The organism is Paenibacillus sp. PastF-3, assembly GCF_029893135.1.
Lineage (GTDB): Bacteria > Bacillota > Bacilli > Paenibacillales > Paenibacillaceae > Paenibacillus_AQ > Paenibacillus_AQ nitricinens.
This window is the reverse complement of the sequence record NZ_JARXWM010000003.1, coordinates 482,838-495,693: the sequence shown is the minus strand read 5'-3', so window position 1 is coordinate 495,693 and position 12,856 is coordinate 482,838. Positions and strand designations below refer to the sequence as shown.

Annotated in this window: 4 protein-coding genes; all 4 read left to right on the top strand. The window is 50.2% G+C overall.

Translation table 11 applies throughout. The features are described 5' to 3' along the window. The first annotated feature begins 269 nt into the window (after window positions 1-269). From addB to M2444_RS09355, 4 genes are read left to right on the top strand one after another with little or no spacing between them, the layout of a single operon-like run. Window positions 270-3,782 carry a helicase-exonuclease AddAB subunit AddB gene (addB, locus tag M2444_RS09370; RefSeq protein ID WP_280786786.1) on the top strand — a complete coding sequence of 1,171 codons (3,513 nt, stop codon included), beginning with the start codon at window positions 270-272 and terminating at the stop codon, window positions 3,780-3,782. Window positions 3,783-3,784: 2 nt separating this feature from the next. Further along, window positions 3,785-7,909: a helicase-exonuclease AddAB subunit AddA gene (gene addA, locus M2444_RS09365; protein WP_280786822.1), complete on the top strand. Its 4,125-nt coding sequence runs from the start codon at window positions 3,785-3,787 to the stop codon at window positions 7,907-7,909. Window positions 7,910-7,950: 41 nt separating this feature from the next. Next, window positions 7,951-9,132, top strand: coding sequence for an exonuclease SbcCD subunit D (locus M2444_RS09360; RefSeq protein WP_280786785.1), 1,182 nt, complete (start codon window positions 7,951-7,953; stop codon window positions 9,130-9,132). A gap of 1 nt (window position 9,133) precedes the next feature. Then, complete coding sequence (locus tag M2444_RS09355) at window positions 9,134-12,550, top strand: AAA family ATPase (RefSeq protein ID WP_280786784.1); 3,417 nt, start codon at window positions 9,134-9,136, stop codon at window positions 12,548-12,550. Window positions 12,551-12,856: the final 306 nt, after the last annotated feature.

Here is a 12,856-nt window from a genome sequence, read left to right as displayed (position 1 = left end):
TGGATTTTAATCCGTAAAAGGAGTCTTCGATCGAGGCCTCTTTTTACGGGTTTTTTGCTATGTTCTCAAAAGAGCTGAATTCGGGATTTACAAGATTATGATTGTAAATCATTAGAAAATACTAGCAAACGCATGTTCTGATTTGTGCAGTTATGCTATACTGAGGGGACGAGGAACGACTGAGCTTTTTCATTTGAACATTATCAAACGGTGAGTATTTCACCTTGTTTCATATACATTTTCTACGCTACGGAAGGAGTCTATCATTTATGTCGGTAGCCTTTTTACTAGGCCGCTCTGGTAGTGGCAAGACAACAAAAATATGGGAGTCTATTTCTTCTTCATTAGAGAAGGAGCCTCTTGGTGCGCCAATCATTATTCTTGTACCGGAACAAGGCTCCTTTGGAGCAGAACGGGGGCTTCTGACCGTAGGGAATGTGAAGGGAAGCATTCGGGCGCAGACACTGAGCTTTTCTCGGCTTGCCTATCGAGTGAAACAGGAAACTGGAGGTAGCGCTAGTCTGCCGATCAGTGAAGAAGGTAAAAAGATGTTGATTTACAAAATCATCAGTCGCCGTAAAGAGGAACTGAAGTTGTTCGGTGCCTCTGCAGACAGACCGGGTTTTGTGGAACGGCTCAATCAGCTGCATACGGAGATGAAGCGTTGCTGTTTGGCTTCCTCTGATTTAGAGGAGCAGCTATCCGCAATGCGAGGCGCTATTGCAAGAAGTCCAATTCTTGAAGGCAAGCTGGATGATTTACAGCTGGTATTCAGTGAATTAGAGAAGGAGATGTCACGCCTCTATATCGATGAAGAGGATCGTTTAGCGGAACTAGCTGAGCATATTCCTGATTCCTCTTACATTCGCGGGGCGCAGATTTGGGTAGATGGGTTCCACGGCTTTACCCCGCAGGAATTCGTAGTGCTTCGAGAATTAATGCAGCAAGCATCGAAGCTGACCGTGTCCCTTACTCTTGATCGTTCGTATCCCTATGGAGATCAATTAAATGAGCTTGAATTGTTTCACCCAACTGCGGTCACTTACATTAAACTGCGTGGAATAGCTGAAGAGCTGGGCATTGATGTGTGGGACGAGCTGCTGGAGCCAGCGGTTCTTCCGCGTTTTGAAGAAAGTCCTGTTCTTGCTCATCTCGAAAGAGGATATGACCGCCGAAAGGTCTGGATGGGTGCAGATGATCTGGCAAATGAAGCGATATCTATAGGCGCAGCAGTTTCACACAGAGCAGAGGTTGAGGGAGCACTGCGTGAAATGATTAGACTGGCGCGAGATGAAGGTGCAAAATATGGTGATATGGCCGTATTGATGCGTAATATTGGAGATTACGAGCAGCTGATTAAACCGTTGTTCCAGGATTACGGAGTCCCTTTTTTTCTGGACCAGAAGGTAAATGAGCTGCACCATCCATTGGTAGAGTTTGTACGTTCCGCATTGGATGTGGTGCGTCGACGCTGGCGCTTTGAGGATGTATTCCGCTGTGTAAAGACGGAGCTTTTGCTACCGCTGGACGGTAGTATTACGCGTGAGGATATGGATGCCTTAGAAAATTATGTGCTGGCTTGTGGGATTCAAGGGTATCGCTGGACGGATGGCCGTTCATGGAAAGGGATTCCTAGCTTGTCGCTGGAAGGCGGCAGACAGATGGATGAAGAACTGCTTGCTACAATGGAGCGATGCCGTGCTAGTATAACGGGTCCTCTATTTGCTTTTGAGAAACGGATACAGAAGAGTAAAAGCGGCCTTGAACTATGTACTGCAGTGTACAAGCTGCTGGATGAAACGGATGTTGCTCGAAAGCTGGAGAAACTTAGTGTCGGTTCTATGGAGAAGGGGCAACCCGAGAAGGCTAGAGAACATAGTCAGCTGTGGGGTGCAGTGCTTGATCTGCTAGATCAGATCGTCGAGATGATGGGCAACGAGAGACTTGAATTTGATGTGTTCACCGGAGTCCTAGAGACAGGACTTGCTGAGCTGAAGATGGGACTTGTTCCTCCCGCGCTCGATCAAGTACTGGTTGGTAACATGGATCGGACTCGACCAACGGGAGTTAAATACGCATTTTTGCTTGGATTTAATGAAGGTGTTGTGCCTGCGCAGTTTAAGGAAGATGGAATTCTCTCGGAAGGCGAACGCTCCGTGCTTGAGAACGCCGGTATGGAGCTTGCTCCTGGTGCTTCTCGTAAACTGCTGGACGAGCGGTTTTTGATCTATAATGCGCTAACGACAGGAAGCCGAAAGCTCTGGATTAGCTACGCCACTGCTGATGATGAGGGCAAGGCGCTTCTTCCCTCTGAGGTAATCCGTCATTTGCATAGAATGTTCCCAAGGGTGCAAGAGCATAGCTTGGCAGCACTTCCCCCAGTAGGACTACCAGAAGAAGTCAGAAATTCCATTCACCTCGGTTACATTGGTCATCCAGAACAAAGTCTTCGTGCATTGATTATGCAGCTTCGCCAGTGGCGCCAGGGGACGGAGATACCTGAATTATGGTGGGATGTGTATAACTGGTTCGCTGCTGATGATATTCGTAGTCTCGAATTGAAACGTCTGCTCAGTTCCTTGTTCTATCGTAACGTGGGAACGAAGCTAAAGCGTGGAACAAGCCTTAGATTGTACGGTGGATCGACACTGCGAGGCAGTGTGTCCCGGATGGAGAAGTTTGTTGCTTGCTCCTTCTCCCATTTTGCATCTTACGGACTTAGACTGAAGGAACGCCAGCTATATAAGCTGCAAGCACCTGATATTGGACAACTGTTCCATGCTGCGTTAAGTGACATGGCTGTAAGACTGAAAGAAGAGGGCCGCGGCTGGGGAAGCTTGTCTCCAGAGGAATGTAGGCGTGAGGCAAGTGAGACTGTAGAACGTTTATCACCGATGCTGCAGGGTGAAATTCTGATGAGCTCTAAACGTTACGGATACATCTCACGCAAGCTAAAAAATATTGTTGGACGTGCTTCTGTAATTCTGGGCGAGCATGCCCGCCGAGGCAGCTTTGAGCCGGTAGGGCTAGAGCTGGATTTTGGACCGGATAAGGAGTTGCCACCTTTAAGAATTACGCTGCCGAATGGCTGTGTGATGGAGGTTGTAGGACGGATCGACCGTGTAGACATGGCCCGTGGAGAGAATGGAATTCTTCTGCGAGTCATTGATTATAAATCGAGTCAAAAAGATCTCAAGCTGCACGAGGTGTACTATGGATTATCGCTACAGATGCTGACCTATCTGGATGTACTGCTAACGTATTCGGAGCAATGGCTCGGGCAACCGGCGCTTCCAGCAGGGACACTGTATTTCCATGTACATGACCCACTGTTAACCTCATCTAACGGGATGAACAAGGAACAAGCAGAACAAGAATTGCTGAAACGCTTCAAGATGAAGGGACTGCTTACAGCAGACCGCGAGGTTGTATCCCTGATGGATACGACTTTAGATAAAGGGTATTCTTCTATCGTGCCTGTAGCAGTAAAAGCTGATGGGAGTTTTTATAGTAGTGCTTCTGTAGCTACACCAGAGCAATGGGGGCACTTATTATCATCCGTTCGGGGAACGATCTCAGATATCGGGACACGCATTACGGAAGGTGATGTGGCGATTGAGCCATACCGGATTGGGCAAGAGACAGCCTGCACATTCTGTTCCTTTAGACCCGTCTGCCAGTTCGATGAAGCCGTGGAAGGCAATGGCTACAATAATCTGAGTAAGCCAGGGAAGGACGTTATCTGGGATCTGCTGTCCCGCAAAGGAGGAACTACACCGTGAGTATGAAGCCTGAAATAGAAGCGAAACCGGAAGGGAGCATATGGAGTGATGACCAGTGGCGCGCCATCGCTGAGAGCGGTGATGATATCCTCGTTGCTGCGGCGGCAGGTTCCGGTAAGACAGCGGTACTTGTAGAACGTATTATTCGCAAGATCAGCAAGGAAGAGAATGGCTTTAGCGTAGATAGATTGCTGGTAGCTACGTTTACCAAAGCTGCTGCTGCCGAGATGCGCCAGCGGATTAGGGAAGCACTAGACCGGGAGCTTGAGGAGAATGGAGAGAATGACCATTTACGCCGTCAGCTGTCGTTGCTCGGGAAAGCCTCGATTACAACACTACACTCCTTCTGTCTGGAAGTGATCCGGCGTTATTATCAGATCATTCCGATAGACCCCGGCTTCCGTATCCTGAACGAACATGAAGCAGAGATGATGCGGCAGGAGCTGCTTCAAGAGCTATTGGAGGAAAAATACGGTGAAGCAGGTGAAGATGGCGCGGATAGCGTATTTGTTCAGCTTGCTGACTGGTTCAGTGGTGAACGCAGCGATGATGCGGTACATGCGCTCATACAGCGACTGCATGACTATGCCCGCAGCCATCCTTGGCCAGAGCAGTGGCTTCGGGATACCGCAGCTGATTTCTCATTACCAGACACAGATAGCTTAGGTCGAACTCCTTGGGTGCTAAGTATTCTTGAAGAAGCGAAGCTGACCCTTGCGGGTGCAGCCAGTCAGCTTATCCAAGGCAGGGAGATCGCGCTACAGCCGGGTGGTCCGGCGCCTTATGCCGAGAATTTGACGACTGACCTTGAGATGGTAAGTGCATTGCAGGAGGCTGTGAATGAACGGCCATGGGCAGAATTATATGATATTTTCATGGAAGTATACTTTGGAAAATTGAAAGCTTGTAAGAAGGATTCGACAGATCCTGGACTGCAGGAAATGGTTAAAGAACTGCGCGATAGTGTGAAGAAGAGTGTTTTAGATCTTCAGAAGGCGCTGTTTGGCCGTCCAGCAGATGTTTTTTTGAGAGAACTGAACGAGGCGGCTCCGCTTATGGCAGAGCTTGCGGAGACGGTGATAGCGTTCGGTGAACGTTATCGAATGGAAAAAGCAGGACGGGGTCTCGTCGACTTTAGTGATTTGGAGCATTATTGTCTGCAAATTTTGCGCCATCCTGATTCTCTACCAGGCCTTTCCCTGCCTTCTGATGCAGCGATGGAGTACCGCGCCCAATTCGATGAGGTTCTGCTAGATGAATATCAGGATACGAATAGTGTACAAGAAGAGATTGTGCGGCTGATCTCCCGCGAAACACCTGGTAACCGATTTATGGTCGGAGATATGAAGCAAAGTATTTATCGGTTCCGTTTGGCAGAGCCGGGGCTGTTCCTGGATAAATACCGTAGCTTTGGCTCTAAGAATGCCGGAGGTGGCAGTAATATAATAGGCGAATCCGAGTTAAGTGAGTTATCTGAGAAGTCTAATGAATCTTCCGGCGGTTCGGTTATCGATCTAGCCCGTAATTTCCGTAGTCGTATGGAGGTTGTAAATGCCGTAAATATGATTTTTCGGCAGATTATGAATGAGACGGTGGCTGAGATTAATTATGACGAACGCGCTGAGCTTGTGTATGGTGCGAATTTCCCGGGTGCAGCAGAGAAGGGGCCAGATACTTTTTTTGCACCAGAGCTATTATTGATCGATCGCGGAGCGGCATCGGGTAAAGTAGAAGAGACTTCTGAGGACGGTGAGCTGCCACTTCAGGAAAGCGAAGCTATTGAGAGTGAGACCGCGCAGCTGGAAGCAAGGGCGATTGCCCGGCGTATATTACAGATGACTGGCCTGAACGGCGGATCGCCGTTGTTGATTTATGATAAAGGGCTTAAGATTATGCGCCCAGTGATTTATGGGGACATCGTGATTTTGCTTCGTTCGGCGAGAATATGGACCCCTTTGATTATCGAGGAGCTTCGGATGGAGGGAATCCCTGCTTACGGAGATTTGAATAAAGGATATTTTGAAGCCACTGAAGTAGAAATTGCACTCTCACTTTTAAAAGTAGTCGATAATCCTCAGCAGGACATTCCACTCGCCGGCGTGCTCCGCTCTCCTGTCGTTGGTTTAACGGAAGAGGAACTGGCTACAGTTCGGATGTACAGCCATGGTTCTTTCTATCATGCTGTACAAGTGGCAGCGAGCTTGCAAGATATAAAGGAAGCTGAGGAAGAATACGATCTTTTCTCGGCTCATGTGATAGAAACAGCAAGTGCAGCGGAAGAGAAAGTCACCTCAGATAATAATAATGATGAAATCATTAATGAGGTGGAATCTGAAAGTGGAGCTTTACCGCAAATCAGCCTAAAGCTGAAGCATAAGCTTAAGAATTTTCTGGAACGGCTTGAAAGCTGGAGAGATGCGGCTAGACAAGGCAGTCTCAGTGAGCTGATTTGGCGTATTTATGGTGAGAGCGGCTATCTGGAATGGGTTGGAGGCTTGCCTGGAGGCTCACAGCGACAGAACAATCTTAAAGCTTTGTATGATCGGGCTGTTCAATTTGAGAATGATACTGCGGCGCGTGGGTTGTTCCGTTTTCTGGTGTTCATTTCACGGCTTCGTGAGAATGGCGGAGATCTTGGTGTAGCTGGTGGTGGCGGCGAAGAGGGCAATGGGGTCAGAATTATGACCATCCATAAATCCAAAGGCTTAGAGTTTCCTGTTGTTTTTATAGCGGGTATGGCGAAGCAGTTTAATCGACAGGATTTGCATTCTCCTTTCCTGATGCACAAAGAGCTTGGCTTCGGGCCACGTTTTGTGGAGCGGGAAACACGGGTCAGCTACCCGACGCTTCCTTATTTGGCTATTAATCGTCGTACACGACTTGAATTATTGGCTGAGGAAATGCGGGTATTATATGTAGCTTTAACTCGTCCGAGAGATAAGATGATTCTAGTCGGTACCGTAAGAGATTTACCACGGAAAATTGCGGGCTGGAGCAGTGTACAGAATCGGGATGAGCTACTGCTTGCTGATCATTTACTAGCCCGCGGTCGCAGCTATCTGGACTGGGTTGGACCGGCATTGATCCGGCATCCGGCGGCGGCTGTTCTTCGTAAGCTAGGCGGCTCTGAAGGTACCGTCTCGACAGTGCTGCACAGCGACGTCTCGAACTGGAGCATCAGTGTGCAGCATGCTTCCGAACTGAATTCCGGGGCGTTCCTTCCTTCGGATAACTCAGAGGACAAAGCAGAAGAACGTCAATCTGTACTCAAGGCGCTGCAAAAAGGTGAATCTGTAAGTGTCTATGGATCTGTGGATGGCGATGAAATTGCTAGAAGACTAGAATGGCCTTATCCGTTTGCGGCTGCCTCTGGTATTCCTGCCAAAACCTCTGTTACAGAGTTAAAATCTTTGTTGTCGATGCAGGATCAGCCTTCTTATGATCTTTTAGAGGAAGGTGGTTATCCTGTCACCTCAACCGAAAACAATAAGCGTACAGATGTGGCAGGAGCAGACAGTCTGCATTTGCGGCGTCCGAAATTTATGGAAAAGCGCAGTCTAACCCCAGCGGAGCGCGGGACAGCTTACCATACGGTTATGCAGCATATTCCGCTGGAGGGTTCTGTTGATTCTAAAGTTGTGGAAGAAACATTAGCCCGTTTGCAGAGATTGGCTATTCTAACTGCTGAGCAGGTGGAGGCGGTTGCCCCCGATCAGATAGAGACTTTTTATACGAATGAACTGGGTCGTAGATTAATAGATTCTTCTTGGAAGCTTAGAGAAATGCCGTTCAGTTATATGCTTCCCGCAGGCGAGGCTTATGGAGGGCTCGATTATATGAATAAAGCCGTCTCAGAGCTAAGCCATGGAAATAATAATGAAGGCTTTAGTGAAGGAGTGCTGATCCAAGGGGTCATTGACTGCCTGTTCCGCGAAGAGGACCGGATGATTCTGTTAGACTATAAGACGGACTCTGTTTTAGAACATCAGGGTGGGTTAGAAGCGCTTAAGGAAAAATATCGTTTTCAGCTAGAGTTATACAGCAAGGCATTACATGATATTTTGGGAGAACCGATCAGCGAGATTTGGCTGTACTTTTTTGACGGCGGACATGCTGTGAAATTATAAATCTATTCATTACCGCATAGGAGCGGGGAAAGAGGACGAAGATGCGGATATTGCATACGGGAGATTGGCACCTCGGCCGAACGCTGGAAGGAAGAAGCCGGCAGAAGGAGCAGGAGCAGTTCATAGATGAATTGGTGGAAATCGCCGATTTTCATAAGGTGGATTTGATAATGATGGCGGGAGATGTGTACGATTCCGTTAATCCACCAGCGGCTTCAGAACAACTATTCTATGAGGCTGCCGCAAGGCTGACTGCAGGGGGCAGGCCCTTTGTTGTGATCGCCGGAAACCATGATCAACCGGAGCGCGTATCTTCAGTTTCACCGCTTGTATTAAGGCAGGGGATTACATTAGTGGGGCTTCCTACCTCAGAGCCAGTGACTGTTCATGCTGCACGAACGGGTGAGATCGCCAAAATCGCAGCTCTTCCTTATCCCTCCGAAGCGCGTCTCGGTGAACTACTTGCAGGAGATAGCGGAGAAGAGGAGCTTCGACTGGCTTATAGCGCACGGGTAGGCAAGCTCATGCAGCTGTTGGGACGGGAATTTACGCCGCAGACCGTAAATTTAGCGATGAGCCATATTTATGTGCTTGGTGGTGTGGAAAGTGATTCGGAACGTCCGATTCAGGTAGGAGGAGCGTATACCGTTGATCCTTCTGCTTTGACTTGTGGAGCGCAATATACTGCACTAGGACATCTTCATCGCGCTCAGCGTGTCAAAGGGGAAGGAATGATCCGTTACAGTGGATCCCCGTTGGCATACAGTTTTTCTGAAGCGGGACAGGCCAAATCGGTGACGCTGATTGATGTTGCGCCGGGCGGTGAGCCAATCTTCGAAGAGATTTACCTTCGCTGTGGGCGTCCGCTTGTAAGATGGAGCTCCACAGGTGGATTGCAGGAGGTATATAACTGGCTGGATGAAGGCAGAGATGCTTCTGCTTTTATAGATTTGGAGATTCGGCTTAGTGAAGCCATGTCGATGAATGATATACAGCGCCTGCGCAAGTCGCGCGAGGGAATTATTCATATTCGTCCCATTTACCCGCAAATGGAGATGGAGCTTGAACAGACTTCCCGTTCACGTATGCCGGTGCAAGAATTATTCCGTAAATTCTATCAGCGTCAGACAGGTGGAGCGGAACCGGAAGATAGCTTGATAGAGCTGTTCTTACAGCTAACTGAAGAAGAACGGCGTCAGCCAGAGGAAGGAGAGGAGAACTAAGGTGAAACCTATTCTATTAAAAGTTGCAGGATTACAGAGTTATAGAGAAATGCAAGAAATAGATTTTGAAAGTCTGTGTGAGACGGGTCTGTTTGGGATTTTTGGACCTACGGGCAGCGGCAAGTCTAGCTTGCTGGATGCTATTACTTTGGCGATGTACGGGAAAGTGGAACGTGCCGTTAATGGAACACAGGGGATTATGAACCACTCTGAAGATTCACTCAGCGTAGCGTTTACCTTTGAGCTCACTTCTTCCGCGGGGGCACGTCGTTATCGGGTTGAACGTAAATTCAAACGTACGGGAGAGCAAACCGTCAGCAACACGATTAGCCGTTTCATCGAAATTACAGCTGACGGAGATAACGTTATGGCGGATAAGCTCGCAGATGTTACGCGCTGTGTGGAGGAGCATATCGGTCTAAAAATGGATGACTTCACGAGAGCGGTTGTATTGCCGCAGGGGAAATTTGCAGAATTCTTATCACTTCGTGGCGTAGATCGTCGGCAAATGCTGCAGCGCCTGTTCCATCTGGAACAGTATGGCGATCAGCTGGCAATCAAGCTTAGCCGCCGGGTGAAGGAGAATGAGGCTGCGCTCCGCGCGCTGATTGCTGAGCAGCAGGGTCTTGGCAGCGCAGGCAAAGGGGATGTAGAGGCAGCGGCGGAGCGCCTCGAGCAGGCCACCCTTTATGCTGCGGAATGCCGCCAGAAGCTGGAGGCGGCGCTGCAGGTCTCGGAGCGTTTCGCGCGTATACGCGAGCTCCAAGAGGAACGGACCCGCCGCGAGCTACAGCGGCAGGGACTGCTCGCCAAGGAGGAGGAGATTCTCCTCCTTGAACGGAAGCTCGGCCAAGCTGACGAGGCCGAGGCTAGGCTTCCTGCGCTGAAAGCATGGCGAAGCGCGGAAGAAGCCTTTAAGAGCCGATTGGCCCGCGCGGAGGGCCAAGAGGTGCTGGCCGCCGCCGCCGAGCAGGAGGCGGCGCATGCCGCTGCCGCCGGGGCTGCTGCGCAGGCCGCGCTTGCAGCGGAAGAGCCGGCCCTCCGGGAGGGGGCCGGCACCTACCGCCGCGCGCTGGAGCTCGAGTCCGAGCTCAGCGCGCTAAGGCGCGAACTCGCGGCTCTGCGCGAGCGCCGCGAAGAGGCCTCCCGCAAGCTAGCGGAGCTGCGGGAGGCCATGGCCCGGGAGCGTGAGCTTTTGGCCAAGGGCCAAAAGCGCCAGCAAGAGCTGCAGCAGAGCTTGCAGCCGCTCGGTGTCCGCTCCCAGGAGCGGCAGTCTCTGCAAGAAGCGATGCAGAGACTGCAAGGGCTGCACTCCGCCGAATCCCAGTGGGATAAGGCGGAGAAGGAGCGCCGCGAGCGTGCCGCTGCTCTCGCGGCTGCGCAGGCGCGACTCGCGGAGGCCGAGGGCCGTCGCGAACTGCAGGAAGCTGCTCGCGGGCAACTGATCCGCGAGGCGGCGGTACATCAAGAGAAGCTGCTGGCGACAGAAGAAGCTGCGCGTGCCGCAGCGGAGCACCTGGAGCAACATGTCAGTGCTTTGGAAGCAGCTATGAAGGATCAAGAGCTTCACAGACTGTCTTTAGCGCTAGCTAAGGAGCTGGAAGAAGGACATCCCTGCCCGGTATGCGGCAGCGAGCATCATCCTGCACCTGCATTATTGCAGGATAGCTTAGAGCAACAGGAACTGGAAATGAAGCTTCAGCAAGTTCGCGCATTGTCCAGACGGGCTTTGGAAGCTCGTCATTTGTTCCGCGGTCTTCGTGAACAGGATCAAATATGGCTGGAGCAGGTATTTGGAAATGAAGTCATCGAAGCGGCAAATCACCCTGCAGCTGCTGGTACAGAAGTCAGCATTACTGAGGTTTCCTCAACCGATGTGTCCGTTCCAGATGAAAAAGCCTTGGCAGAACTTGAAGCTGCACTTTTGGCATTAAAAGGACAGTCAGGCGAGCTACGCCGAATTGCGGTACAGTGGCAGCAATCGATGCAGGAGGTCCAGCAGTTGTGCCTCAAAGAAGCGGCAGGTGTCACAGGTGAACGGAGCTGGGTAGAAGGAATCGCTGCCAAAGCTGAGGAACTAAGCGCCCAGCTAACGGCTATGCGGCAGAACTGGACACAGCAGTTCCCGGATCTGGCACCTGGAGAAGTGGAACAAGCTTATCGTGATCTGTTAGCGAAGGATGCACAAGCTGAAGAAATTAGATCTCGTCTTGATATCAGTGTCAAGTTTCTGGAGGAGAAAAGTGCTTCAGTGCAGAACCTTCAAGAGACCCTAACGGGGCTGGATAAAGAGCTGGCTCAATCGATCACACAGATCGAAGGCAAGGAAGAATTGCAGCGTGAAAAAGATCAGCGTTTACTGGAGTGGACGAATGGCCGTGCTGCTGCTGCTCTTCTAGCGGAATGTGAAGGACGTCTGCAGGAATTGTTAACTGCTCTGGAGACAAGCAAGCAGTTACATCTCGCGGCGGCGGAGAAGGCTCAGCATGAGGTTAAGGAAGCAGCAATTACACGCCAGGCTGCAGAATCTGCGCGTGAACATTACGTAGCAGCTTCCAGTCATTGGGAACAAAGCTTGGCTTCTTCAATGTTTAGTTCAGCCGCTGAGGTTGAAGGAGCAGCGCTCACTTCTGAAGAACGGGAAATGGCATCTTCCCGCGTACGTGCTCATCGTGCCGAAGAAACTGAGGTCTCGTTGCAACTGCGTAACATTGAAGAGAAGCTTGACGGGGCCAGCTTAAGTGAAGAAGAATGGCAAGAAAGTCAAAGGACCTTAAGAGAAAGCAAGGCGGAGGATGAAATATCTCTTCAGGCAAGAGCACGTGCAGAGCGTGATCTGGAGGACCTGCGGCATCGGCATATCCGCTGGATGGAGCTTGAAGCAGAGCGGATTGAGCACGCTTCTATGCAAGATCAACTCTCCAAACTACAGACGGTCTTACGCGGGAACGCCTTTGTTGAGTACATTGCTGAGGAACAATTGATGCAGGTGTGTCAGTCCGCTTCTCAGCGGCTTCGATTCCTGAGTAAGCAGCGTTATGCATTGGAGGTTGATTCGGGTGGCGGCTTTGTGATCCGTGATGACGGGAACGGCGGGGTGAGAAGACCTGTCTCCACCCTGTCTGGTGGAGAGACCTTCCTAACATCCCTTTCGCTGGCACTTGCTCTTTCAGCTCAGATCCAGCTGCGTGGGCAATATCCGTTGCAATTTTTCTTCCTGGATGAAGGCTTTGGTACTCTCGACCCAGAGCTGCTGGATACAGTGATTACTTCACTTGAAAGGTTGCATAATGACCAGCTGTCTGTCGGTATTATCAGCCATGTTCCAGAGCTTCGTGCAAGGTTGCCACGCAAGCTGGTGGTAGTTCCTGCTGAACAAGGTGGAGGGGGATCTCGTATCCTTTTGGAAAAAATGTGAAGTGTTTTAAACCGTGTGATCGATATCACAGATACAGCATCAACGCACTGTTATAATACAGCTAAGCCGACATTACTTTAGAAACACCTCGGCGGACGTATGACCGGGAATTTAATCCTTTTCATACGTCCGCCGCCGAATCAGCTTTATAAGCTGTGAAGGGTGTTTCTCTTTTTTTTGCCATTTTTAACCCTACGGGTGTATATATAGCTCCACTTCAATGGTTAATGGATTTCATTCTGTAATAGATACAGCTCTAGCGTGCGGATGTTGAATCTTCTAGCGTCTTTCGTAATTGGTGATTAT